At 70.1% G+C, this 25724-nt stretch carries 20 protein-coding genes; 14 read left to right on the plus strand and 6 right to left on the minus strand.

Features of this window, described 5'->3' with window-relative positions; translation table 11 throughout:
• Nucleotides 1-310: 310 nt before the first annotated feature.
• Nucleotides 311-1174, minus strand: a complete 864-nt coding sequence (locus C6Y14_RS22270) for a hypothetical protein (protein WP_107018526.1) — start codon at nucleotides 1172-1174, stop codon at nucleotides 311-313.
• A gap of 241 nt (nucleotides 1175-1415) precedes the next feature.
• On the opposite strand from C6Y14_RS22270, the gene C6Y14_RS22275 reads away from it, so the two are divergent.
• Nucleotides 1416-4001: a M14 family zinc carboxypeptidase gene (locus C6Y14_RS22275; protein ID WP_107018527.1), complete on the plus strand. Its 2586-nt coding sequence runs from the start codon at nucleotides 1416-1418 to the stop codon at nucleotides 3999-4001.
• Nucleotides 4002-4093: 92 nt separating this feature from the next.
• The gene (locus tag C6Y14_RS22280) at nucleotides 4094-5254 is read left to right on the plus strand and encodes a serine hydrolase domain-containing protein (protein ID WP_107018528.1); all 1161 of its coding nucleotides are present in this window, start codon (nucleotides 4094-4096) and stop codon (nucleotides 5252-5254) included.
• Nucleotides 5255-5463: 209 nt separating this feature from the next.
• Here the strand turns inward: C6Y14_RS22280 and C6Y14_RS22285 are convergent, their stop codons facing one another.
• A complete protein-coding gene (locus tag C6Y14_RS22285; RefSeq protein WP_107018529.1) occupies nucleotides 5464-6486 on the minus strand; it encodes an NADP-dependent oxidoreductase in 1023 nt (340 codons plus the stop codon).
• A 113-nt stretch (nucleotides 6487-6599) separates the two neighbouring features.
• Here C6Y14_RS22285 and C6Y14_RS22290 point away from each other — a divergent pair, with 113 nt between their 5' ends.
• The gene (locus tag C6Y14_RS22290) at nucleotides 6600-7070 is read left to right on the plus strand and encodes a MarR family winged helix-turn-helix transcriptional regulator (RefSeq protein ID WP_107018530.1); all 471 of its coding nucleotides are present in this window, start codon (nucleotides 6600-6602) and stop codon (nucleotides 7068-7070) included.
• Between the two features lie 304 nt (nucleotides 7071-7374).
• Here C6Y14_RS22290 and C6Y14_RS22295 read toward each other — a convergent pair whose 3' ends face one another.
• A complete protein-coding gene (locus tag C6Y14_RS22295) occupies nucleotides 7375-8127 on the minus strand; it encodes an SCO2400 family protein (RefSeq protein ID WP_225891205.1) in 753 nt (250 codons plus the stop codon).
• A gap of 277 nt (nucleotides 8128-8404) precedes the next feature.
• On the opposite strand from C6Y14_RS22295, the gene C6Y14_RS22300 reads away from it, so the two are divergent.
• The 8 genes from C6Y14_RS22300 to C6Y14_RS22335 all read left to right on the plus strand — a co-directional run bounded on the left by C6Y14_RS22300 (nucleotide 8405) and on the right by C6Y14_RS22335 (nucleotide 18799).
• On the plus strand, nucleotides 8405-9565 hold the full coding sequence (locus C6Y14_RS22300) for a mandelate racemase/muconate lactonizing enzyme family protein (RefSeq protein ID WP_107018531.1): 1161 nt from the start codon (nucleotides 8405-8407) through the stop codon (nucleotides 9563-9565).
• Between the two features lie 142 nt (nucleotides 9566-9707).
• Complete coding sequence (locus C6Y14_RS22305) at nucleotides 9708-10721, plus strand: zinc-dependent alcohol dehydrogenase (RefSeq protein ID WP_107018532.1); 1014 nt, start codon at nucleotides 9708-9710, stop codon at nucleotides 10719-10721.
• Between the two features lie 133 nt (nucleotides 10722-10854).
• The gene (locus C6Y14_RS22310) at nucleotides 10855-11823 is read left to right on the plus strand and encodes a hypothetical protein (protein ID WP_107018533.1); all 969 of its coding nucleotides are present in this window, start codon (nucleotides 10855-10857) and stop codon (nucleotides 11821-11823) included.
• A 136-nt stretch (nucleotides 11824-11959) separates the two neighbouring features.
• Nucleotides 11960-13072: a multiple monosaccharide ABC transporter substrate-binding protein gene (gene chvE, locus C6Y14_RS22315; protein WP_199854808.1), complete on the plus strand. Its 1113-nt coding sequence runs from the start codon at nucleotides 11960-11962 to the stop codon at nucleotides 13070-13072.
• 35 nt (nucleotides 13073-13107) lie between these two features.
• Nucleotides 13108-14649: a multiple monosaccharide ABC transporter ATP-binding protein gene (gene mmsA, locus C6Y14_RS22320; protein ID WP_107018535.1), complete on the plus strand. Its 1542-nt coding sequence runs from the start codon at nucleotides 13108-13110 to the stop codon at nucleotides 14647-14649.
• A 5-nt stretch (nucleotides 14650-14654) separates the two neighbouring features.
• A complete protein-coding gene (gene mmsB, locus C6Y14_RS22325) occupies nucleotides 14655-15902 on the plus strand; it encodes a multiple monosaccharide ABC transporter permease (RefSeq protein ID WP_107018536.1) in 1248 nt (415 codons plus the stop codon).
• Between the two features lie 96 nt (nucleotides 15903-15998).
• Entirely contained in the window at nucleotides 15999-17069 is a 1071-nt protein-coding gene (locus C6Y14_RS22330) for an aldose epimerase family protein (RefSeq protein ID WP_450152394.1), read from the plus strand.
• A gap of 152 nt (nucleotides 17070-17221) precedes the next feature.
• Nucleotides 17222-18799, plus strand: a complete 1578-nt coding sequence (locus C6Y14_RS22335; RefSeq protein WP_107018537.1) for a pyridoxal phosphate-dependent aminotransferase — start codon at nucleotides 17222-17224, stop codon at nucleotides 18797-18799.
• 243 nt (nucleotides 18800-19042) lie between these two features.
• On the opposite strand, the gene C6Y14_RS22340 is transcribed toward C6Y14_RS22335, so the two are convergent.
• Together C6Y14_RS22340 and C6Y14_RS22345 are read right to left on the minus strand one after the other, a co-directional pair.
• Nucleotides 19043-20476, minus strand: coding sequence for a family 43 glycosylhydrolase (locus C6Y14_RS22340; protein WP_107018538.1), 1434 nt, complete (start codon nucleotides 20474-20476; stop codon nucleotides 19043-19045).
• Entirely contained in the window at nucleotides 20458-21450 is a 993-nt protein-coding gene (locus tag C6Y14_RS22345) for an arabinan endo-1,5-alpha-L-arabinosidase (protein ID WP_107018539.1), read from the minus strand. Before C6Y14_RS22345 ends, C6Y14_RS22340 begins: the two co-directional genes overlap by 19 nt.
• Nucleotides 21451-21730: 280 nt before the next feature.
• Here C6Y14_RS22345 and C6Y14_RS22350 point away from each other — a divergent pair, with 280 nt between their 5' ends.
• Entirely contained in the window at nucleotides 21731-22492 is a 762-nt protein-coding gene (locus tag C6Y14_RS22350; RefSeq protein WP_107018617.1) for an intradiol ring-cleavage dioxygenase, read from the plus strand.
• 205 nt (nucleotides 22493-22697) lie between these two features.
• Here C6Y14_RS22350 and C6Y14_RS22355 read toward each other — a convergent pair whose 3' ends face one another.
• Entirely contained in the window at nucleotides 22698-22889 is a 192-nt protein-coding gene (locus C6Y14_RS22355; protein ID WP_107018540.1) for a hypothetical protein, read from the minus strand.
• 157 nt (nucleotides 22890-23046) lie between these two features.
• Between C6Y14_RS22355 and C6Y14_RS22360 the strand changes: the two genes are divergently transcribed.
• Nucleotides 23047-23952, plus strand: a complete 906-nt coding sequence (locus C6Y14_RS22360) for a LysR family transcriptional regulator (protein WP_107018541.1) — start codon at nucleotides 23047-23049, stop codon at nucleotides 23950-23952.
• A 76-nt stretch (nucleotides 23953-24028) separates the two neighbouring features.
• Nucleotides 24029-25582 (plus strand): helix-turn-helix domain-containing protein, encoded by a 1554-nt coding sequence (locus tag C6Y14_RS22365; protein ID WP_107018542.1) that lies wholly within the window; start codon nucleotides 24029-24031, stop codon nucleotides 25580-25582.
• Nucleotides 25583-25724: the final 142 nt, after the last annotated feature.

Raw genomic sequence — 25724 nt, forward strand, 5'->3', positions numbered from 1 at the left:
CGACCAGCCACGGACGGGTCGCGCCGTGCAAGCCGACACCAGGCCCCACCCACCCCAGGGGCGCGGGGAACTGCGCGACCAACCCCCACCGGGCCGCACCGTGCAAGCCGACACCAGGCCCCACCCACCCCAGGGGCGCGGGGAACTGCGCGGCCAACCCCCACCGGGCCGCACCGTGCAAGCCGACGCCAGGCCCCACCCACCCCAGGGGCGCGGGGAACTGCGCGGCCAGCCCCCGCCGGGCCGCGCCGGACGATTCGGCGTCAGGCCGCAGGGGTTCCAGGGCCGCAGGCCCGTCCGAGGGTGTGCGTCATGCCGGGTGACCCGTCACCACCACCGCCGAGCCCGCCGCAGGCGAAACCGCCGCGGACACCCGCACCGAAGCCGCCCGGGCCACCCTCCCCGCCCACCCCGCGGAAGCGAGCAGCAGCGGCTGGAGCTGTTCGAGGCCGGAGACCACCATCTCCTCCCCCGCGATCAGCAGCGGCCGCCCCATCCGGAAGCCGGCGGCAGCCACCTCCGTGAGGTCGGCCAGCGGCGGCACGACCGCCCGCACGACCCCCGCCCCCGCCCCCGCGGCCCGTTCCGCCAGCGCCACCTGCACCGGCAGCAGCGGAGCCACCGCGGACGTCAACGCGTCCGCGATACGCCGCAGTTCGGGCGACGAGTCCCGCAGCACCTCCGCCGCGGCCCGGATCACCGGCGCGAGCACCAGGAGCGTGCCCGCCGTCACCCCGGCCGCCGCGGGCAGCAGCGGCGACGAGGCGTCGACCAGTTCCCCCAGTGCTTCCGCCGCCTCCTCCACCGCGGGCTCGACCGCGTCGAGGAGCGGCAGCAGACTCTCCCCGAGCGCGGTGAGCAGCGCCCGGGCCGGTTCGCTGACCGGGTGGACGGCGAGCGGCGCCCCGCTCGTCCCCAGCCGGGTGAGCGTGTCGACCATCCGGTAGAACGCCTCCTGTGCCTGCGGGGACGCGCTCGCCTCGGCCAGTTCGGCGGTCGTCTCGCGCAGCACCCGCAGCGCTTCCGCCCCCGAACCGTCCCGGGGGTCGAAGGTGTTGACGGCGATGCGGGTGAGGTTGCCCGCGGTGTCCAGGAGCTGGCCGGTGATGTCGGTCGTGCTGCGCGCGATACGCGCGACGTCGTCCCTGCTGGGGAGCGACGGGATGGTTGCCATGGGCTCTCCTCGCCTCACGCACGCGTGCTGCCGGGTGCCTGCCGGGCCCGCTCGGGTTCAGTCGGATCCGGTCGGGTCCGGCCGGTTCACGGGTCCGTTCCCAGGATGCCTCCTCCGCCCTGCCCCGGGCCCGGCGTCCGCCTCATCGGTTACGGCGACGCCCCCTTGTTGCGGGAGAGGCGAACAGGTAGACCTCCCCTACCGAAGTGACCCCTGTCGGGCCCTCTCCGTGGAGGTACACGTGCGCCTGCCGAGACCCGTCCTGATCGCCACGGCCACCGCCACCGCGGCGGCCACGCTCCTGCTCACCCCGAACGGTGCCGCCGCCGATCCGACGCCCCGCCCGGGGCCGCCGGTCCGCGAGGGGTCCGGCCCCTCCGACGGCGCCGGCGTCGCGGCCAGGGCCCCCGAGAGTGCAATCGACCGCGCCCTGACCGCCCCGGTCACCGGACTCACCCCCGACGCCGGAGCCGTACGCGGCTATCCGCGTGAGCAGGTCCTCGCCCCGGACGCGGAGAACCCGGCCGACAAGTCCATCAGGCTGGGCCTCACCCCGTACCACTCGATCGCCCCGAGGCTGAACGCGCTGCAGCGTCTCGGTGACCGGGTGAGTGTGGAAGTCGCGGGCCGTTCCGCCGGTGGGCACCGGCTGTTTCTGGTCACCGTCACCGCGCCGGAGTCGGAGCGGCAGGCGCGCGCGCAGGAGCGGCTGCGCGAGATGATCGAGAACGCGCCGGTCGCCGCCGCCAAGGACCCCGCCGTCGAGCGCGACTACAAGACGCCGGTCTTCTTCAACAACAACATCCACGGCAACGAGTGGGAGGGCACGGACGCCTCCCTCACGCTGATCGAGAAGCTCGCCACGGCGAAGGACGGGACGACCGCCGACCTTCTCGCCCACCACCGCGTGTACTTCAACATCACCGCGAACCCGGACGGCCGTATCGCGGGCACCCGCGCGAACGCCAACGGCTTCGACCTGAACCGGGACTTCGTGACCGCCTCGCAGCCCGAGGTACGGGCGATGCGGCAGATCGCGATCGACAAGCAGCCCGCGCTCATGGTCGACCTGCACGGTTACGTCAACGGCACCCTGATCGAGCCGACGACTCCCCCGCACGGCGAGAACTACGAGTACGACCTCTTCCTGAAGAACACCTACGCCAACGCCCTCGGCATGGAGGCCGCCGTCAACGGCCTCGGATACACGCCGGAGAAGGACGGCGTGGAACCGGCCCAGATCCCCTTCCGGGACCAGGAGGAGGGCTGGGACGACTGGCCGCCGATCTTCACCCCGCAGTACATGCCCTTCCACGGCACGGTCGCCGCGCACACGGTCGAGTTCCCGATGGCGGTGAACAACGAGGAGTACGACGAACTGCCCGTCACCGAGCTGCGCCGCCGCGCGTCGATCAACGTGGCCGTCGCGGGCGCGGCGATGCGCGCGAGCCTCGACTACGCGCGCACGCACCGTGGTTCACTCGTCGCCGACCAGATCGAGGTCTTCCGCCGGAGCGTGACGGGCGCCGCCCAGGTGCCGGTCTCACCGGAGACGGTGCCGGGCGTCCCGGGCATCGGCCCGGAGGACGTCTACACCACCGACTTCCCCCGCGCGTACGTGATTCCGGCGGGCGCGGACTCCCAGCGCTCGGCGCCGGCCGCGGCCCGGCTCGTCGACCACCTGCTCGCCAACGACGTACAGGTCCGGCAGGCGACAAGGGACTTCAGGATCGGGGGGAAGGCGTACGCGAAGGGCTCGTACGTCGTCGATCTGCGGCAGCCCAAGCGGGGCATGGCCAATGTGATGCTGGCGGACGGGCGGGACATCAGTGACAAGGTGTCGGTGATGTACGACATCTCCGGCTGGAGCCTCGGCCGGCTGTGGGGCGCGACCGTCGACACCGTACGGACCTCGAAGCTCGACGTGCCGGACCGGGCGGTGCACGCCGCCGCGAGGGTGGGGTACGTGGCGCCCGGCGGCACGCGGCAGCCCCCGCTGCGACTGCGGCTGCGCCTTGACGACGCACGGGAGGTAGCAGCTCTCAACTCCCTGCTCGCGGAAGGGGTTTCGGTGCGACGGGCGGCCGACGGGAGTGCCATCGTGCCCGCGTCGGCCCGCGCGAAGGCCGTGGCCGCCGCGCGGACGTACGACGTTGCCTTCGACGCGACGAAGGAGAACGGCGGCGCCCCGCTGCGGCGGGTCCGGGTGGCCGCGGCGGTCACGCCGGGTGAGCTGTTCGCGCTGCGGGAGATGAACTTCGACGTGGTCCCGGTGTCCACGGCGATCCTCGACGCGGGCTTCGACTGGTCGCGGGCGGACGTCCTGTTCGCGTCCTCGGGACTCGACCCCGCGGACCTCACCCCGGCCGCGCGCGATGCACTGAACACCTTCGTGGGCCGGAGGGGGCTGGTGGGCCGCGGAACCACCGGAGCCGCTCTCAACACCTCCGCCGGGCTTCTCCCGGTCGAGGCGGTGGCGGGCAACCCGGACGCCAACGGCGTTGTACGGGTGGTCAATTCATCCGGCGGCGGCGTGATCGCGGGCGCGCCCGACCACAGTTTCGTCTACGCGCCGGTGTGGTTCACGGGCCTCGGTGCCGGGGTGCGTGTGGAACAGTCGTATGCGGGCGCGGCCGGCGGGAATCCGCTCGTCTCCGGGCACTGGCGTGCGCTGGAGGACGGCAGCGGCGGGCCCGCGCAGGCCGCGGGACGGGCGTCGGTGGTGAGCGGGCCGCACGCCGTGCTGTTCGGCACGGAGCCGCTCTTCCGCGATCATCCCAAGGGAGAGTTCGCGCAGGTCGCGCGGGCCTTGCTGACGGTGTCCTGAGCGCCGAGAGTACAGAGGGCACCGAGGGCAGGGCGCCGAGGACACCGAGGGCGTAGAGCCACGGCACCGGCACAGATCTGAGGAGAGCACGGATGGCACAGGAGATCCACGGCACCGTCGCCGAAGGCTTCGAGGCGGTGCGCGAGGAGTTCGCGTCCGTCGTCTCCGCCGAACGCCCGGACTACGCGGGCCAGTTGACTGCGTACGTACGGGGGCGGCGGGTCGTCGATCTGTGGGCCGGCGCGGACACCGACGGCGACACGCTGTTCGGTGTCTTCTCCTCCTCGAAGGGGGCGGCCCACCTGGTGGTCGCCCTGCTCGTGCAGGACGGCACGCTGGAACTGGATCGCGAAGTTGCCCATTACTGGCCGGAGTTCGCGGCGGAGGGCAAGTCGGCGGTGACCCTGCGGGAGCTGCTGGCGCACCGGGCGGGGCTGGTGGGTTCGGACGCGGGCTTCACCCTCGACGAACTGGCCGACGACCGGGTGATCGCCGAACGGCTCGCAGGGCAGCGGCCGTTCTGGCGGCCCGGCACGGCGTTCGGCTACCACGCGCTGGTGATCGGCGCCCTCACCGGCGAGGTCGTCCGGCGGGTCACCGGCCGGACGCTCCAGGAGGTGTACGAGGAGCGGATCCGGGCGCCGTACGGGCTGGGCTTCCACCTGGGGCTGCCCGAGTCGGAGGAGCACCGGTACCTGTCGGTGCAGCCGATGGCTCCGACGCCGCCGGAGCAGGCACTGCTGGACTCGACGCCCCGGGGGCCGCACACGCTGGCGTCGATCGCGTTCAACGAGCATGTGCCCGGGGCTGTGCCGCTGGTGGACTTCCCCAACTCCCGTGCCGTGCGGGCCCTCGGGCAGGCATCGGCCGGCGGGGTCGCCTCCGCGCGCGGGCTCGCCGGGATGTACGCGGCGGCGGTCGGCGGGGTGAACGGGCGCGCGGCGCTGCTCAAGCCGGACACGGTCGCGGAGGTGGGGCAGATCCACTCCGTGGGGTACGACCTGGTGGCGCGGGCGCACAAGTCGTACGGGCTGGGGTTTCAGGCCACTGCCGACATGTGGCATCCGTTCCTGGGGGCGGGGGCCTTCGGACACAGTGGGGCCGGTGGGTCGCAGGGGTTCGCTGATCCGCGGAGTGGGGTGGCGTACGGGTACACGCGGCGGCGGATCGCGTTCCCGGGCGGCGCGGCACCGGAGAACCAGCGGTTGGTTCTGGCGGTTCACTCGGCCGCGGGCCGGCGGGGGCCGAGCTAAACGATTGCGCAGTTCCCCGCGCCCCTGAAAAGAGGGGGCGCGGGCCCCTCGACATCACCTGCGGGCCGGTGGGGGTTGCTCGCGCAGTTCCTCGCGCCCCTGAAGCGGGGCTGCGCCCCATCAGGGGCGCGGGGAACTGCGCAGTCTTTTGTCTTTGGGGGCGCGGGGAACTGCGCAGTCCTTGAGGTCGGCCGACACGCGCGTCGGGGTCAGAGCGTGACGATCATCTTGCCGGTGTTGTCGCCGCGCAGGACCCCGAGGAACGCCTCCAGGTTGTTCTCGATGCCCTCGACGACCGTCTCCCGGTACTTGAGCTCGCCCGAGGCCACCCACGGCCCGACCTCCCGCACGAACTGCGGCTGCAGGTCGTAGTGGTCGCCGACGAGGAGCCCTTGGATCCGGCCGCGCGTCGCGATGAGGCGCGCGAGGTTCTTCGGCCCCGGCGCCGGCTCCGTGTTGTTGTAGACGGAGATCATTCCGCAGATGGCGATACGGCCACGCAGGTTGAGGGAGCCGATCGCGGCCTCCAGGTGATCGCCGCCGACGTTGTCGAAATAGACGTCGATCCCGTCCGGGGCGGCCTTGCGAAGCTGCTCGCTCACGGGGCCGCTCTTGTAGTTGAAGGCGGCGTCGAAGCCGTACTCCTCCACCAGCAGCCTGACCTTCTCGTCGGAGCCGGCCGAGCCGATGACCCGCGAGGCGCCCTTGAGCTTGGCGATCTGGCCGACCTGGCTGCCCACGGCGCCGGCCGCGCCCGACACGAAGACGGAGTCGCCCTCTTCGAAGGACGCGGTGCGCAGCAGGCCCGCGTACGCGGTGAGGCCGGTCATGCCGAGCACGCCGAGGTACGTGGTCAGGGGCGCGGCCCCGGGGTCCACCTTGACGGCGTGCTTGGCGTCGAAGAGGGCGTATTCGCGCCAGCCGAAGCCGTGCAGGACGTGGTCGCCGACGGAGACGCCGTCCGCGTTCGAGGCGACGACCTCGCCGACCGCGCCGCCGAGCATGGCCTTGCCCAGTTCGTAGGGGGCGACGTACGACTTCGCGGCGCTCATGCGGCCGCGCATGTACGGGTCCACGGAGAGGTGCTTGTTGCGCACCACGATCTGGTCCGGGCCGGGCTGCTTCAGGTCGGCCTCGACCAGGGCGAAGTCCTCGGGCTTCGGGACGCCGACCGGGCGGCTGACGAGATGCCATTCGCGGCTGGTGGCGGGGAGCTCGGCTGTGTCGGTCATGGAGGGCGCCTTTCCTGGTGCAACGGTTTCCACACATGAGAATGCTTCAGTATGTGAAACAACCATGCTCCTGAATATTTCATGATGTCAAGTAACCGGGTAGCCTGTCGGGCATGGCCGTACAGAAGACTCCCTCGTTCGACCCACTGACCCTTGAGGTCGTCGACCTCATCGGCACGGTCGTGGCCCGCTACCACGAGGAGTACGAGGAGGCGGCGGCGGAGCACTCGCTGACCGGGGCGCAGGCGCGGCTGCTCAGCCTGCTCTCGCTGGAGCCGCTGCCGATGCGGCGGCTGGCGCAGAAGCTGAAGTGCGAGCCGTCGAACGTCACCGGGATCGTGGACCGGCTGGAGGCGCGGGGGCTCGCGGAGCGGCGGCCGGACCCGACCGATCGCCGCGTGAAGCTGGCCGCCGTGACGGAGGAGGGGCGGGCTGTCGCCCGGAGCCTGCGGTTGTCGTTGCGGTTCGCGCGGGAGCCGTTGGCCGGGCTGTCCCGGGAGGAGCGGGTGGCTCTGCGCGGCCTGCTGCTGCGCATGCTGGACGGGTCCACCGGGGTGGCGGACGCGGGCCCCACCCCGGCCTGACCTGTCGGTCCGCGCCCACGAAGGGGTACGACCCCCTCGACGCCCACTGCGGCCCGGCGGGGCTTGCTCGCGCAGTTCCCCGCGCCCCTGAAGGGGCCCGACCCCCTCGACCTCGCCCGCGGCCCGGCGGGGGTCACCCGCGCAGTTCCCCGCGCCCCTGAAGCGGGGCTGCGCCCCATCAGGGGCGCGGGGAACTGCGCAGTCTTTTGTCTTTAGGGGCGCGGGGAACTGCGCAATCTTTTGGCTTTGCCCCCACCGGGCCGCAGCCTACGAACCGCCCCGTTTCACCGCCCGCGGCCAGCGGTTACGTGCACCACCACAAGAAGCGGTCGCACGGCTCCGTCGGGGTCGGTTCCGGGTCGGGCTCCGGCTCATCCGTCGTGGGGTCGGGATCGGGCGTACCCGGATCCGACGTCTCAGGGGCGGACGGAGCGGACGCAGGGGCCGAGGCCACCGGCCCGGTGGCCGTCGGCGACGACGACGGACCGGCCGATTCCGAGTCCTCGTCGCCCTTGTCGTCGTCGTCCTTGTCCTTGTCCTTCTTGGACTTCTCCGACTCCTTGGACTTCTTCGAATCCGAGGCGGACGGCGACGCCCCCGACCCCCCGGCACCGCCTCCCCCGGACCCCGCCGAACCGTCCGCGGAGGCCGAGGACCCGGCGGACGACTCCTTGGCCGCGGACGCCTTCGGCTCGGAGGACGGTGCCTCTATGCCCAGCTCGGCCAGGCTCAGCCCGCCGGCCGCGAGCAGCAGCCCGGCCGCCACGAGGAGCACCCGCTTGCGCCGCCGCCGGTGCAGCGCCGCCTTCCGGTCCCGCCGGTTCGCGCGCACCCCCCGGCTCCCGCCGCGTGTGCCGCGTCCGCGCCGGGCGCGGCGTCCCGCGCCGCCCTCGGGCCCGGAGTCGTCGTCCTCGTCCTCCGCGTCGTCGCGGTCGTCGGCGTCCTCGCGGTCGTCCAGGGAGGCCGCGTACTCCCGGCATGCTTCGGCCGATGTACCGCACCCCGGGCAAGCGAGGGCGCCATTGAGGTGCCGTTGGCACGGGAGGCAGTAGTCCATGACGCCGGAAGACTAAACTCCGCTCAGGTCACGTTCCCAGCCGCAGCTGTGAAAGTTCTGTGCTGAACTGCCCGTTCGGGTGTGCCAGTTGAGGACAGGCCCGACCATTCCCCGCCTTCCTTCGCCATCTCGCCGAAACCGTTCTTCGTTCGACCCATTGACACGTCCGCCGCCCAATCCTTACTGTCTGGCCAGCATTTCGAACGTGTGACGAAATATCGAACAGTCGAAACAGATTCGTCAAAGCAGCCGCAGAGCACGACAAGGGGCATTCTCCGTGCGCATCACCGGAATCAGCACACACGTGGTCGGGACGCCATGGCGCAACCTGACCTATGTCCAGGTGCACACCGACGAGGGCATCACCGGGGTCGGTGAGACCCGCATGCTGGGCCACACCGACGCGCTGATCGGCTATCTGCGGGAGGCGCAGGCCAATCACATTCTCGGTTCCGACCCCTTCGCCGTCGAGGACCTCGTCCGCCGTATGAAGTACGGCGACTACGGGCGCGCCGGCGAGATCGTCATGTCCGGTATCGCCGTGATCGAGATGGCGTGCTGGGACATCAAGGGCAAGGCCCTGGGCGTGCCCGTGTGGCAGCTGCTCGGCGGCAAGGTCACCGACCGCGTGAAGGCGTACGCGAACGGCTGGTACACCACGGAGCGCACCCCGGAGGCGTACCACAAGGCGGCCCAGGCGGTCGTCGAGCGCGGGTACAAGGCGCTGAAGATCGACCCGTTCGGGACGGGTCACTTCGAGCTGGACCACGAGCAGTCGCTGTACTCGGTCTCGCTGATCGAGGCGGTCCGCGACGCGATCGGCCCGGACACCGAGCTGATGCTGGAGATGCACGGCCGCTTCTCGCCGGCCACGGCCATCCGGCTCGCCCGTGAGCTCGCGCCCTTCAAGCCCGCGTGGCTGGAGGAGCCGGTGCCGCCGGAGAACCTGAAGGCGCTGGAGAAGGTGGCGGCGAAGGTCGACATCCCGGTCGCGACCGGTGAGCGTATTCACGATCGCATCGAGTTCCGCGAGCTGTTCGAGAGCCAGGCCGTGGACATCATCCAGCCGGACGTCGGCCACCTCGGCGGCATCTGGGAGACCCGCAAGCTGGCCGCGACCGCCGAAGCCCACTACGTGCTCGTGGCGCCGCACAACGTCGGCGGGCCGGTCCTCACCGCCGCCTCCCTCCAGGTCGGTTTCAGCTCCCCGAACTTCAAGATCCTCGAACACTTCAACGACTTCGCGGACGCGGACATCAAGAAGATCGTGAAGGGCGCCCCGCAGGTCGTCGACGGCTACTTCGAGCTGTCGCACGAGCCGGGTCTGGGCGTCGAGCTGGACACGGACGCGGCGGCGGAGTTCCCGCAGCAGCAGGCGCGCTTCGACCTGTGGGCGGACGGCTGGGAGCAGCGCAAGCCGAAGGGTGCCGGCAAGTGACGCCGCCCGGAGCCGAGTTGTACAGGGGCTTGTGGCAGGCTGTGCCCAGCCGCCGGTCGCCGCTGTCGTCGCGCCGCGCGGCGGACCGAGGGGCGTACGGCCTCTTCGGGACCCCGAGCCGTCCCACCGCCACGGAGCCGTCATGAGCGCCGCATCCCAGGCCGTCGTCATCGAGGGGCCGGGCGAGCACCGGCTGGCCCCTCACGAGCCCGAGGCACCCGCATCGGGCGAGGCCCTGGTACGGGTCCACGCGAGCGGGATCTGCGGCAGCGACCGTGAGGTGTACCAGGGCAACCGCCCCGAGGGCTACGTCCGCTATCCGCTGACCCCGGGCCACGAGTGGTCGGGGACGGTCGAGGCGGTCGGCAGCGGGGTGCCCGAGGGTCTCGTGGGCCGCAAGGTGGTGGGCGAGGGCTTCCGCAACTGCCAGGTGTGCGACCGCTGCCACGAGGGCGAGACAACGTTGTGCACGGCCGGCTACGAGGAGACGGGCTTCACCCAGCCCGGCGCCATGGCCGGCACACTCACGCTGCCCGCCCGGCTGCTGCACGTCCTGCCGGACGACGCCGACCTGACGGCCGCGGCGCTCCTGGAGCCCGCCGCCTGTATCGCGGCGGCGGCGCTGAAGGCGAACGCGCGGCCCGGCGAGCGGGTGGCGGTCGTCGGGACGGGCACGCTCGGCATGTTCGCCGTGCAGTTCCTGAAGGCGGGTTCACCCTCGGAGCTGCTGGTGGTGGGCACCCGCCCGGACCGTGCGGAGCTGTCGCGGAAGTTCGGCGCGAGCGACTTCCGTACCCGGGACCAGGAGCTGCCCGCCGACTTCGACGTGGTGATCGAGACGGCCGGTTCGGCGACCGCCGCGACCACCGCCGCCTCATTGCTCAGACGCGGCGGCCGGCTGGTGCTCACGGGCATCCCGGCGGCGGGCGCGGAGGGTCTGGACCCCACGGACCTCGTCGTACGGCAGCTGGAGGTGCACACCGTGTTCGGTGCGCCGCCGGAGGCCTGGGCGCACACGGTACGGGTCTTCGGCGCGGGTCTCCTCGATCCGCTGCCGCTGGTGACGCATGAACTTCCGTTGGACGAGTTCGCCCACGCCATCGAGCTGGTGGGGTCCGGCGATCCGAAGGTCGGCAAGGTGCTGCTGCGGCCCTGACCGTGGCACCGGACGCCGGCCCCCGATCCGTACGCCGGTGCGGAGACCTGACGCTCCGCACCGGCGTACATCCACCGACACGAACCATGTCCGACATATCGAACGCATACTTTGCCAGAGCTAAGGAAAGCTTGTGACCGACGCTTCTCCCAGAGCGGCCCGTCGACCCGGTGAGCAGGCGCTCGCCGCGCTCGGCCTGGGCGCTCCCGCCCTGTCCCCCGCCGACGCCTCCCCGCACTCCTTCCCGGGGGGCGGCAAGTGGCGTACCGAGATCCCCTCGTGCGAGGGGCCCGAGGCGCTGGCCGTGGTCCTGAAGGAGTCCTCGCGGCTCGATGTGCCGATCCACCGGATCAGCCAGGGCAGCGGCGTCTGGATGCTGACCGACGCCGAGATCACCGAGATGGTCGACGCCACCGCCGAGCGCGACATCGAGCTGTGCCTCTTCACCGGTCCGCGCGGCACCTGGGACATCGGCGGCTCGACCCGTACGGACTCGCGGGGCGGCGGTACCAGGGCACGTGGTCACGATGCGGTGGCGGGCTGTCTGGAAGACGCCGTACGCGCAACGGAGTTGGGCGTAAAGTGCCTCCTCGTGGCTGACGAGGGCGTGCTGTGGACTCTGCACAGGGCCCGTGTCGCCGGGATCATCCCGGCCGACACCACGCTCAAGGTCTCGGCGCTCATCGGTCCGGTCAACCCGGCCGCGTACGCCGTGTACGAGCAGCTCGGCGGGGACTCGATCAACGTGCCCAGCGATCTCACGCTGGACCACCTGACGGAGATCCGCAGGGTCAGCGCGGCCCCGATGGACATGTACATCGAGGCCCCCGACGATCTCGGCGGCTACGTGCGCATGTACGAGGTCGCCGAGCTGATCCGGCGCGGCGCACCGCTGTACCTGAAGTTCGGCCTGTCCAAGGCTCCCGGGATCTACCCGTACGGCCACCACATGAGGGAGCTGACGCTGTCCACGGCACGGGAGAGGGTGCGGCGCGGCCGGCTGGCCCTGGACCTGCTGGCGCGGCACGGGGCGGACGGCGACATGGCGCCGCTCGGCTCGCGGCTGCCGGGGACACTCCAACGTTTTGACATTCCCTCATAACGTTCCGACTACACCCCCTTCACAAAAGACGACGCGGCCGAACACAATCCCACACACCTCCTCTCGGTCGTTCCTCGCACCACCACCTTCAAGAACTGAACACCGAGCCTCCGTCAGAGCATCAAGGAAGATGATCATGCGCAATCGCAAGGCAGCCCTCTCCGCCATAGCCGCGGCAGCCTCCCTCGCCCTCACCCTGTCCGCCTGCGGGCAGGACAGTGACGGCGGCAGTGAGAGCGACAAGGGAGACGCGAAGGGGGGCACCGTCGGCATCGCCATGCCGACCAAGTCCTCCGAGCGCTGGATCGCCGACGGCGCCAACGTGGAGAAGAACCTGAAGGCGGCCGGCTACAAGACCAAGCTGGCCTACGGCGAGGACGACCCGGACACCCAGGTCTCGCAGATCGAGAACATGATCACGCAGGGTGTCTCCGCGCTGATCATCGCGGCGATCGACAACAAGTCGCTCGACAACGTTCTGCAGCAGGCCAAGGAAGCCGACATCCCGGTCATCTCCTACGACCGCCTGATCCTCAACTCGCCGAACGTCGACTACTACGCGTCGTTCGACAACGAGAAGGTCGGCGAGCTCCAGGGCGGCTACATCGTCGAGAAGCTCGGTCTCAAGGACGGCTCCAAGAAGGGCCCGTTCAACGTCGAGCTCTTCGCCGGCTCGAACGACGACAACAACACCCAGTACTTCTTCAAGGGCGCCATGAACGCCCTGCAGCCGTACATCGACAAGAAGCAGATCGTCGTCAAGTCCGGCCAGACCAAGCTCAACCAGGTCACCACCCTGCGCTGGGACGGCGGCACCGCCCAGAAGCGCATGGACGACCTGCTCACCTCGGCGTACAAGAGCGCCAAGGTCGACGCCGTGCTCTCGCCCTACGACGGCATCTCCATCGGCATCCTGTCCGCGCTCAAGTCGGACGACTACGGCAGCAAGAGCAAGCCGCTGCCGATCGTCACGGGCCAGGACGCCGAGGTCGCCTCGGTGAAGTCGATCATCGCGGACCAGCAGACGCAGACCGTCTACAAGGACACCCGCAAGCTCGCCGAGGTCGCCGCCAACATGGTCGACTCCGTGCTGAAGGACAAGAAGCCCGAGACGAACGACACGAAGACGTACGACAACGGCGCCAAGGTCATCCCCGCCTACCTGCTGGACCCGGTCAACGTCGACAAGTCCAACTACAAGGAAGTTGTCGTCGACTCGGGCTACATCAAGGAAAGCGACCTCAAGTAACAACCGCCGTTTTCTAAGGATTGGAAGGCACGACCATGGCGGGACCCGTCCTGGAAATGCGCTCGATCGTCAAGACCTTTCCCGGCGTCAAGGCGCTGTCGGACGTCTCTCTGAGCGTCCGGCCGGGCGAGGTCCACGCCATCTGCGGGGAGAACGGCGCCGGGAAGTCGACCCTCATGAAGGTCCTCTCCGGCGTCCACCCGCACGGGACGTACGAGGGCGACATCCTCTTCGAGGGTGAGCCCTGCACGTTCAAGGACATCAGGGCGAGCGAGCAGCACGGCATCGTGATCATCCACCAGGAGCTTGCCCTGGTGCCCTACCTCTCCATCGCGGAGAACATCTTCCTCGGCAACGAGCACGCCACGCGCGGGTTCATCAGCTGGACCGAGACGCTGAAGCACGCGACCGAGCTGCTGCGGCGGGTCGGGCTCGACGAGCACCCCGACACCCGTGTCGCCGACATCGGTGTGGGCAAGCAGCAGCTCGTCGAGATCGCGAAGGCGCTGTCGAAGAAGGTGAAGCTGCTGATCCTCGACGAGCCGACGGCGGCTCTGAACGACGAGGACAGCGGCAAGCTGCTGGACCTGATCCTCGGTCTCAAGGACCAGGGCATCACCTCGATCATCATCTCGCACAAGCTCAACGAGATCTCGACGGTCGCCGACTCGGTGACCATCCTGCGCGACGGGCGGTCCATCGAGACCCTCGACGTGAAGGCCGCGGAGACCACCGAGGACCGGATCATCAGCGGCATGGTCGGCCGCGACCTCGACCACCGCTTCCCGGAGCGCACCCCGCACGACACCGAGGTGGGCGCGGCTCCCGCCCTGGAGATCCGCAACTGGACCGTGCACCACCCGATCGACCAGCAGCGCAAGGTGGTCGACGACGTGTCGATCCAGGTGCGCCGCGGGGAGATCGTCGGTATCGCCGGGCTCATGGGCGCCGGGCGCACGGAGCTGGCGATGAGCGTCTTCGGGCGCACCTACGGCCGGTACGCGGGCGGCACCGTCCTCAAGGACGGCAAGGAGATCCGTACGAAGACCGTGTCCGACGCGGTCAAGAACGGCATCGCGTACGTGACCGAGGACCGCAAGCACTACGGCCTCAACCTCATCGACACCATCAACCGGAACATCACGCTCAGCGCGCTGGGCAAGGTCGCCAAGGGCGGTGTCGTCGACGAGCACCAGGAGCGACAGGTCTCCGAGGGCTTCCGCAAGTCGATGAACATCAAGGCGCCGACCGTCTTCGAGCCGGTGGGCAAGCTGTCGGGCGGCAACCAGCAGAAGGTCGTCCTCAGCAAGTGGATCTTCGCGGGGCCCGATGTGCTGATCCTCGACGAGCCGACCCGCGGTATCGACGTGGGCGCCAAGTTCGAGATCTACACGGTCATCGACAAACTGGCCGCCGAGGGCAAGGCGGTCGTCTTCATCTCCTCCGAGCTGCCCGAACTGCTCGGAATGTGCGACCGCATCTACACCATGTCCGCCGGGCGGCTGACCGGTGAGGTCCAGCGGGCCGAGGCCACGCAGGAAGTGCTGATGCGCCAGATGACGAAGGACAAGAGGTAAGACCGATGAGCACGAATGTGACCGCCAAGTCCCCCGCGCCGGCACCCGCCGGCAAGGGCGGCTCGACAGGCGGCGGCGACGGCCTGCTGCAGCTGATGGTGGACGGCATGCGCCGCAACATGCGGCAGTACGGCATGCTGATCGCGCTGGGCCTGATCGTGGTGCTGTTCGCGGTGTGGACCGACGGCGACCTGCTCCTGCCGCGCAACGTCTCCAACCTGGTGCTGCAGAACAGCTACATCCTGATCCTCGCGATCGGCATGATGCTCGTCATCATCGCGGGCCACATCGACCTGTCGGTCGGCTCGCTCACCGCCTTCGTGGGCGCGGTGGCGGCCGTCCTGATGGTCAAGCACGACCTCGACTGGCCGATCGCCGTGGTGCTGTGCCTGCTCCTGGGCGCCGCCGCGGGAGCCGCGCAAGGCTTCTTCATCGCGTATCTGGGCATACCATCCTTCATCGTGACCCTCGCGGGCATGCTGACCTTCCGCGGTCTCACCGAGATCTTCCTGGAGGGCCAGACGCTCGGCCCGTTCCCCGAGGGTCTGCAGAAGGTCTCCAACGGCTTCCTCCCCGAGGTCGGCCCGGACACCAACTACCACAACCTCACGCTGCTGCTCGGCTTCGCCGTGATCGCGTTCATCGTGCTGCAGGAGTTCCGTGACCGCAGGCGGCAGCAGGAGTTCGCGCTCGACGTGCCGCCCTTCAAGCTGTTCCTGCTGAAGATCGTGGCGCTGGCCGCCGCGGTGCTCACGGTCACGATGATGCTCGCCAGCTACAAGGGCGCCCCGGTCGTGCTGCTCATCCTCGGCGTCCTCGTCGTCGGCTTCGGCTACGTGATGCGCAACGCCGTCATCGGCCGCCACATCTACGCCATCGGCGGCAACCTGCCCGCGGCGAAGCTGTCCGGTGTGCGGGACAAGAAGGTCACCTTCCTGGTCTTCCTCAACATGGGCATGCTCGCGGCGCTGGCCGGTCTGGTCTTCGCGGCCCGCTTCAACGCGGCCTCGCCCAAGGCCGGTGTGAACTTCGAACTGGAGGCGATCGCCGCCTCGTTCATCGGCGGCGCGTCGATGAGCGGCGGCGTGGGCACGGTCCTCGGCGCGATCATCGGTGGTGTCGTCCTCGGTGTGCTCAACAACGGCATGAACCTCGTCGGCGTCGGCAGCGACTGGCAGCAGGTCATCAAGGGCCTGGTGCTGCTCCTGGCGGTCGGCTTCGACGTCTGGAACAAGCGCAAGGTCGGTTCGTAACGTGCAGGTGGGGCCCCGTGGACGTACGGTCCACGGGGCCCCATTTTGCTTTGTGCGCGTCAGGAACCACTTGACGTCTCGGGAAGACAGGAACCGGTGAAAGAACTGGTGAACGAACTGGTGAAGGAACTCTTCGGCGAACTCGCCGACGGCACGAAGGTCCACCGCTGGTCGCTGGAGAACGGCGGCACCCGGCTGAAGGTCCTGTCGTACGGCGGCATCGTCCAGTCCCTGGAACTTCCCGACGGGCGCGGCGGACACACCAACGTCTCGCTCGGCTTCGACACCGTCGAGGCGTACGAGACGTCCAGCCCGTACTTCGGCGCGATCATCGGCCGGTACGGCAACCGCATCGCCAAGGGCAGGTTCGCCCTCGACGGCGAGGATCACGTCCTGCCCGTCAACGACGGCGGCCACAACCTGCACGGCGGGCCCGAGGGCTTCGACCGGCGGATCTGGGACGTGGAGGAGTACGCGTCCGGCTCCGACGTGGGCCTGATCCTGCGGCGCACCAGCCCCGACGGCGAGATGGGCTACCCCGGCACGCTCACGGTGCAGGTGACCTACACCCTCACCGCGCGGGGCGACTGGCGCGTCGACTACGAGGCGACCACCGACCGGGCCACGGTCGTGAACCTCACCAACCACGTGTACTGGAACCTGGCCGGCGAGGACGGCGGCTCGGTCCACGACCATGTGCTGCTGGTCGCCGCGTCCCGCTACACCCCGGTCGACGCGGGACTCGTCCCCACCGGCGAGCTGGCCGGGGTCGCGGGCACACCCTTCGACTTCCGTACGCCGAAGACGCTCGGGGCGGATCTGCGGCGGAACGACCCACAACTGCTGTACGCCAAGGGCATCGACCACAACATGGTCCTGGACAAGGGGCTCACCGAACGGCCCGAGCACATCGCGCACCTGCGGGAGCCGGTCTCCGGCCGCACGCTGAAGATCGCGACGACCGAGCCCGGAGTGCAGCTCTACACCGGGAACTTCCTGGACGGCAGCCTCGTCGGGACCGGCGGCCGGGCCTACCGGCAGGGCGACGCGGTGTGCCTGGAGACCCAGCACTTCCCCGACTCGCCGAACCGCCCGGAGTTCCCGTCGACCGTGCTCAGGCCGGGCGCGACGTACCGTTCGACGACGGTCCATTCGTTCAACAATTAACCACCCTTCACAGGTGGTTCACAACTTCCACATCGATTCACAGTCGTTGAACAGGGACACACAGGCGCACGTACTTAGAGGCGGCCCGGGTATCCCCGCTCGGGCCGCCGCCCGCGTACCCGCTCGGGCCGCCCCTCAAGGACGGAGGGTCCATGGCCGACAATGTCACCTCGCTGTTCCGCACCGGCGCGCACAGCCCCTCGATGGCCGCGCTGGCACGAGAGAGCGGGGAGGCCGGTCCGGTGGACTTCTGTATCCCGTGCAACCCGTACTTCCCCTCGCCCAGGATGATGGACGAGCTGACCCACCGACTGCGCGACATCATCACGTACTACCCGAGCAGCGCGGACACCATCACCGCCGAGCTGTGCAATCTGCTGCAACTTCCCCCGCAGTGCGTGGCGATGGGCAACGGGTCCACCGAACTCATCACCTGGATCGACCACTTGCTGGTCCGTGAGTCGCTCGCCATCCCCGTCCCCACCTTCGGCCGCTGGACCGATCAGCCGCTGGAGACCGGCAAGCGCGTCGACATGTTCCCGCTCCAGGAGAGCAACGGCTTCGCGCTCGACCCGGCGCAGTACATCCAGTTCATCCGCTCCAGGGGCAGCCGCGCGGCCGTCATCTGCAACCCGAACAACCCCGACGGCGGCTTCCTGCCCAAGCAGACGATCCTGGCGTTCTGCGACGCGCTCGCCGACCTCGACCTGATCGTCATCGACGAGTCGTTCCTGGAGTTCGCCGACGCGGAGAACGAACCGAGCATCGTCGAGGAAGCGGTGATGCGCCCCAACGTCATCGTGCTGCGCAGCCTCGGCAAGAACTTCGGCCTGCACGGCGTGCGGTTCGGCTACATGGTCGCCAACCCGGGCCTGGCGGGACGCATCCGCTCGATGCTGCCGAAGTGGAACCTGAACGCCTTCGCGGAGACCGTGGTCTTCATGCTCAAGGACTACGGGGCCGAGTACGTGGAGAGCCTGCACATGGTGCGCCGCGACCGGCTCGACATGGCACGCCAGCTCTCCACACTGCCCGGACTCACGGTCTACCCCTCACAGGGCAACTTCCTCTTCGTGCGCCTCCCCGTGGGCGCCGAGGGCACCGTGGTCCGGGACCGACTGCTCACCGAGCACCGGATCCTGGTCCGCGAGTGCGGCAACAAGATCGGGTCGTCCAGCCGCTTCGTACGGCTCGTGGTACGCCCCCAGGAGGACGTACGCCGACTGGTGATCGGCCTGGAGTCGGTGCTCTACGGAACCACCACCAGGCGGGGAGCCGCCGTGCCCGAACTGAGCCAGGGGGCCGGCTACAGCTCGGGGACGGCGGCGGTCGACCGGCTCGTCGGCTCGACCAACGGGCAGGGGTATCCCGGGCTCGCGGGCGCGGCCAACGGGATGGTCCAGCAGCCTCAGCCTGTACCTCAACAGCCGCAGCAGTTGCCGCAGCAGCCGCAGCCGCTCGTCGCCGCGGCCAACGGGATGGTCGGGCAGCCCCAGCCGTTGACCGCGGCGCAGACGCGGGGGACCACGGGGATGCCGGGCGGGCTGACCGCGATCGCCGCGCCGGGGCAGCCGCAGGGGTTCCCCCAGCAGGGGTTCCCGCAGCAGCCTCAGGCGATGCCGCAGCCGCAGCCTGTGCCTCAGCAGCAGCCGGGCGGGTGGCCGAACACGCCGGGGGCGTCCAACGGAGCGGGCTGGCCTGCGGCCGGCGGGGTGAACCGGGTCGGCTGACCCCGGGTGGGGGCGCGCTTCAAGATTGCGCAGTTCCCCGCGCCCCTAGAAGCCCCCTCGCCGGTACGTCGACTGCGGGCCGGTGGGGGCAGGCCGCGCAGTTCCCCGCGCCCCTGAAGGGGCGCAGCCCCTCCCGAGGGGCGCGGGGAACTGCGCAATCTTGAAGCGCACCCCCACCGGCCCGCACTCTCAGGGGCGCGGGGAACTGCGCAGTCTTGTGGCGCACCCCCACCGGACCGGAGGTCACGTCGTGGTGAAGCGCCACTGTTGGCAGTTGTTGTTCAGCCACGTCCACTGGCGGACGTCCGCCCCGTCCGCCGAGGAGCAGTCGGCGACATCCGCCACCTTCCCGGACGCCTGGTTCACGATCCGCACGTAACCCCCAGAGGTGGCGAGGAACCGGAACCGCTGGCACGTGTTGTCGAGCCAGGCCCACTGCCGCAGATCCGCCCCGTCCGCCGCGGAGCAGTCCGCCGTGTCCAGCACCTTCCCGGACCCCACGTTCACGAGCCGGCTCGTATCGTCCCCCCGGTCCTCCACCCGCCACTTCTGATGGTTCCCGCCGTTGCAGGCGTACTGCTGGACGTTGGCCCCGTCGGCCGTCGAACCTCCCGCCACCTCAAGGCACTTGCCGCTGTTGCGGTTCGTGAGTGTGTACGTGGCGGACGTGCTGGAGGGCTCCCCGGAGGGCCCCGCGAGGCTCGTGCCCAGTCCGACGGGCACGCCGAGGTTCGGTGACCCGTCGGAGTTCCACGTGAACTTCTGCGCCCGCGTGGTCCGCCCGTTGTCACAGCCGTCGCTCGCGCTGTCGTTGGCGTGGTAGACGATCCAGCTCTCGCTCCCGTCAGGCGAGGTGAAGAACCCGTTGTGGCCGGGCCCGTACACGCCCGCACTGTCGTTGCGCTGGAAGACCGGCGTGGACTTCTTCGTCCAGGAGGCCGCGGCGAGCGGGTTCGAGCCGGTCAGGGTCAGCTGCCCGAGCTTGTAGTCGGGCGTCCAGCATCCGCTCGCGGAGTAGATGATCCGCGTGACCCCGCCCCGCTGGAGCACTTCGGGCCCCTCGTTCACCGTCCCTCCCGACTTCTCCCAGTCGTACGTCGGCGTGGAGATCGTCGAGAAGGACCCGCTGAGGGTGTAGGGATTGGACATCGGCGCGATGACGAGGTTCTGCGTCCCGCCGCTCGCGCTGCCCAGCAGATACAGCTGCCCGTTCACGTTCAGGACGCTCGGATCCAGCATCCAGGCGCTGTTGAGCTGGTTCCTGTACGTGTACGGGCCCAGCGGGTCGGATCCGGAGCTCTCCAGGACGTGGGTGCGCTGGGTCGGGTTGTAGTCGGAGACGTTCTGCCCGGCGACGAAGTACAGGTACCACTTGCCTCCGGAGTAGAAGAGTTCGGGCGCCCAGATGTTGCAGCAGCGCGAGGCCGCGTCGCCCTTCCACACCTGCACGCTGGGCGCGGTCGCGAGCCCGCCCAGGGTCGGCGACTTGCGCATGGTGATGACGTCGGTCCAACTCGTCGTCACCAGGTAGTAGTTGCCGTCGTGGTACGAGATCCAGGGGTCGGCGCCCTTCACGGACTTGACCGGGTTGGTGAAGGAGGCCGCGCTCGCCGAGGACTGCCCGAGCGACAGGGCGAGCACCAGCGCGGCCAGCAGGGTCAGTAGGCGACGGGCCATCCGCTGCTCCAGTTCAGGAGGTTGATGCCGAGTTTGGGGGCGCCGTTGTCCTGGCCGTCGTAGTAGTGGTAGACGATCAGGTCGCCGTCGACGTCACTCATGATCGACTGGCCGCCGGGGCCGATGTACCGCCCGTGCGACTCCAGGACGGGCGTGCCGCCGTTGTTCGTCATCGCCACACCGCTCTTGTCGTAGTACGGGCCGGTGACGCTGGTGGCCCGCCCGACCTTGACCTTGTATGTGGAGCTGGTGCCGGCGCAGCACGCGTCGTACGAGGCGAACAGGTAGTAGTAGCCGTTGCGCTTGACGATGTACGGCGCCTCGACGGCCTTGGTGCCGGTCGGGCGGGACGCGATCGAGTAGCGCGTGGTGTTTGTCGAGAGCTGCTTGCCGGTCGACGGGTTGATCTGGATCATTTTCAGCCCGGTCCACCAACTGCCGAAGGACAGCCACCACTTGCCGTCGCTGTCCACGAACAGGTTCGGGTCGATGGCGTTGTAGTCGCTGGAGGTGGTGGACGTGTAGATCGTCCCGTAGTCGCTCCAGGAGCCCGGCAGCCCGGTCGTCGAACCGGCGAGCCCGATGGCCGACCTGTTCGAGCCGAAGGTCGAGACGGCGTAGTACATCAGGTACTTGCCGCCCGCGTACGAGATGTCGGGCGCCCAGGCCTCGGTCGCGTACGACGACCACCAGCCCGGCTTGGTTCCGAAGGCGTCGGAGCCCGCGCTGAAGGCGATCCGGTTGGTCGACGTCTTGTGACCGAGGCCGCCGCCGGTCGCATACAGGAGGTACTGGCCGGACGAGGTGCGGATCATCGTCGGGTCGTGGACGACGGTCGAGCCGGTGACCGTGCCCGGGTTGGGGTACGCGGAGGCGGTCGTGGGGACCAGGGCGAGCAGGATCGCCGCGGGGAGGGCGAGGAGTGCGGTCCTGCGGCCCGTACGGCGGGGGGTCCTGCTGGAGGTGGGGCTCACGCGGATCCTCCTGTGAGTGGGGGGAGTTGACGGGAGGTGCTGAGGAGATGAGAACTCACTCGTTCGGTATCACGAACGCTGGTCATGACTTCGAACGGGATGGGATGACCGGAACGTAGAATCGAACCCCTTGCGCGTCAACGGTTCACACAGCCCCGTGCGCCCCGGTAAGCGTCGAAAGTTTTTCGGCGTCCCGGCTGTCTCACAACAGACTTGACGCTTCGTCACTTTGCCCAATCCACAGCGCTTCGACAGATTCCGTTTCTACGGTGCCGTGTTCATGACAGACACATCGATCGGACGTCGAACCGTGCTCGTCGCCACGGGCGCCACCGCCGCCACCCTGGCCGTCGGTGCCACGCTCCCCGAGGCCCCCACCACGGCCCCCACTACGGCTGCCGACCAGCAGCCGGCCGCCGCCGCGGCCGTCTGCACCCTCACGAAGGAGATGACCGAAGGCCCCTACTACCTCGACGGACAACTCGTCCGCGCGGACATCCACGAGGACAAGACCGGGATTCCGCTCAAGCTCACGCTCACCGTCGTCGACGACGACACCTGCGCACCGCTCGACAGCGCGCTGGTGGAGATCTGGCACTGCGACGCGCTCGGCGAGTACTCCGGGTTCGTCGGCGGGAACGGGCACAACGAGCCCGACAACGGGACGTTCCTGCGCGGCGGGGTCCTGACGGGCTCCGACGGCGTCGCGAAGATCACGACGGTCTATCCCGGGTGGTACCGGGGTCGGTGCATCCACATCCACATCAAGGTGCACACCGATGTCACGCTGACGTCCGACGGCTCGTTCGAGGGCGGTCAGGAGCTGCACACCGGGCAGTTGTTCTTCGACGAGGCGATCACCACGAGGGTGGCGGCGGTGCCGGTGTACGCGGCGAACACGGTGCCGCGGACCACGCTCGCGCAGGACGGCATCTACGACGACGGGGGCGCGGCGTCGGGTCTGCTGACGCTGACGGCACTCGGCAGTTCGACGACGGCGGGGTACGCGGGTTCCCTGACACTGGGCGTCGAGACGAGCTGATCGACTGCGGGCCGGTGGGGGTTGCTCGCGCAGTTCCCCGCGCCCCTGAAAAGCGGGGCTGCGCCCCAGCTTTTCGCCCTTTGGGGGCGCGGGGAACTGCGCGGCCCACCCCCACCGGCCCGCAGATGAAAGACGGGGGCGCAGCCCCATCTTTGAGGGGCGCGGGGAACTGCGCGAACGGCCCCCACCGGGCCGCAGACGACACTCAACCCCGTCCGCCACGGCTGAGCACGCGCATGCCGGACGCGTCCACCGCGCGTACCTGGAGCGAGCCGCAGGCGCAGCGGGTCCAGACGGTGTGGCCGGCGGCCGTGCCGTGCCGGGACACCACCTGGAAGGGTTCCGCACGGTCGGGCCAGCCGCAGTGCGGGCACGCGTCACGCTGTGCGCTGTTCATGTGGAGGGCTCCTCAGGTAGTGGGTCGGCTGCGGGTGTGTGAGGGCTGGTCGCGCAGTTCCCCGCGCCCCTCAGGGGCGGGGCACACCCAGGGTGTGACGCAGTGACCCTTCACGTCTACGTTGACTTTCTGGACGTGACCCTTAAGCCTGGGCTTCATGATTGATCTGCGGCGACTACACGTCCTGCGAGCCGTCGAGCACTACGGCACGGTCACCGCCGCCGCCAGAGCCCTGCACCTGACCACCTCCGCCGCCTCCCAGCAGGTCCGCCAGCTCGCCCGTGAGCTGGGCGTCGTCCTGCTGGAGCCGCAGGGCCGCGGCGTACGGCTGACCTCCGCCGCGCGCAGTCTGATCACCCACGCCGACGCGATCCAGGCCCGCTGGGACCAGGCGGAGCTGGACCTGCGCGCCGACCACGACGACCCCGCGGGACTGCTGCGGGTCGCCGGCTTCCCGATCGCCGTCTCGGTGCTGATCGCCCCGATGGCGGCCCGGCTGCGCGAACGCCATCCCCGCCTCTCCGTCCGCATCCAGGAGGCGGTCGTACCCGAGAGCTTCGACCTGCTCTTCGAGGGCGGCGCCGATCTCGCGGTCGTCGAGGCGACCTCGCGCAACCCCCCGGTCAGCGACGCCCGGTTCGACCAGCAGCCGCTGCTGGACGACCCGTTCGACCTGGTCGTACCCGACACGCACCGGCTGGCGGGACGCGAGCGGACGGATCTCGCGGAGGCGGCCCGCGAGGAGTGGATCGCGCCGTCCGCGGACAACCCCTGCCGTCTGCAGGTGCTGTCCGCGTGCGGTGCCGCCGGATTCACCCCCGACATCGTCCACCAGGCCTGGGACTGGAACGTGACGGCCCACCTCGTCGCGCACGGCCTCGGTGTCGCGCTCATCCCGCGGCTCGCCCATCTGACCCCCCATCTGCCGATCACCCGCGTCCGCTGCACGGGCGACCCGCACCGCAAACTCCTCACCTGCACCCGCGCCGGGGGCCACGAACGCCCGGCCGTCGCGGCGGCCCTGGCCGAACTCCGGGAACTGGCGCCCACAGCGGTGGCGTGAACGTCACAGGGCGGCCCACTAGGGTGCCGCCTGTCGGACGTGGACGTGTGCGGTAGGTGGACGCGGTGCCGGGAAGGTGAGTGCGGCTGTGGAGGTGCTGGGACACGGGGAAGGTGTCGAGGAACTGCTCCGGCTCGTACGGCGGCAGGGCAGCACCCCGGCGGAGGTACTGGACTGGCTCGGCCGCCGGACCGGCGCGCACGTCGCGTGGATCGGCCGCGAGGGCACGGTCGAGACGGCCACCGCCGGCTTCCCCCGGCGGATCGCGGACGCGCTGACGGAACAGGTGGAACGGCTGTCCGGCGGACGGCTGGCCGCGGCCACCACCCGGGTCGGCGAGCGGGAGGTCCGCCTGGAGGCCTTCGGCGGACGCGAGCCGCGCCCGGTGCTGGTGACGGTCAGCGCGTCGCCGCTGCCGCGGGACGCCGCCGCGCTGGCCTCGCAGGCGGGCGGCGTCGTCGACCTGCTGAGCAGGGCGTCGGACGCCGACGACGGCACGCGGGGGTACGAGGCGAAGGCGGCGCAGCTGCGGTTCGCGGTCCTGACCGCGCTGCTGGCCGGAGACGTCACCATGGCACGCCGGATGACGACCGGTGACGTACCGCCGCTGCTGAACGCGGAGCGCGTACGCGTCCATCTCCTGCACTGCCCGCCCGCCGACCGCGACCGGCTGACCAGGACGTATCTGGACCCGTCGGGCTACCACGGCCCGGGGCTGATGGTGAACTGCCCGGTGTTCAAGGAGCAGTTGATCTGCCCCGTGGCCGAGGACCCGGAACTGGGCGGCCGGTTCCGGCAGGGCGAGGTGCTGCGCCGGCTCGTCTCGGAGAACCCCGGGTACGCGCTGGGCGTCAGCAGGCCCCATCCGCTCGCCGCCACGGGCGAGGCGTACGGAGAGGCCGTGCACGCCCTGGCCGTCGCCCGCAACTCCCCCGGCCGGCTGGCCGCCTACCGGGGCCGGCCCTCGCTGGTGCACGTACTGCCGCGCCGGGCGGCCCTCGCCTGGGCGCGCGCCCATCTGGAGCCGTTGCAGGCCGTCCCCAAGCCCACCCTGGACGTCGTCCGGCTGGCCGTGACGTTCTCGCGGTCCGGTGTGGCCCGGCTGCTGCACCTCAGCCGCACCACCGTCACGGTCCACTGCCGCCGGGCGGAGGAGGCGCTGGGCGTCGACCTCGGGGAGGTCCGCACCCGCGCCACGCTCGATCTGGCCCTGTCCCTCACGGCCCTGCAGTCCGCCGATCCCGCCGACACCGCTCAGGGCGACACGGTCCAGCTGGTCGCGCCGGCGCTCGGGGAACTGCTGCGCACCTCCCCCGCCACGGCGTGGGCGGAGTCCTTCCTGCACCCACTGCGCGACACCCGGCACCGCGATCTGTTCCGCACCGTGGAGGCCTGGATCGACGCCAACACCGACGCCCAGCGGACGGCCGCGCGGGTGGGCCTGAGCCGCAACACCGTCCGCGCGCATCTGCGGGCCGCCGAGCGCCTCCTCAACCGCGATCTGCTGACCACCGGGTCGGGCGTGCACGACCTCGTGCACGCCCTGCGGGTGACGGGTGGACAGCGTGCACACCCACCGGCCGAATCTGGCCAGCGTGCACGGTGGTCGTCGGCGGACGTCGCCTCATAACGTGCACAGTGCGCGGCGAATGGCCCACGGGGGAGGTCATTCGCCGCGGTTGCGTTCCCACTTGGGGCACTGGCGTGTTGCGGGGCTGTGCCGGGTGGGGTTTCGGGTCGGGTCGGGTGCGGGTTCGGTGGGGGCTGGGCGC

The sequence above is a fragment of the Streptomyces dioscori genome (assembly GCF_003024195.1).
In the GTDB taxonomy this organism is placed as follows: Bacteria; Actinomycetota; Actinomycetes; order Streptomycetales; family Streptomycetaceae; genus Streptomyces; species Streptomyces dioscori.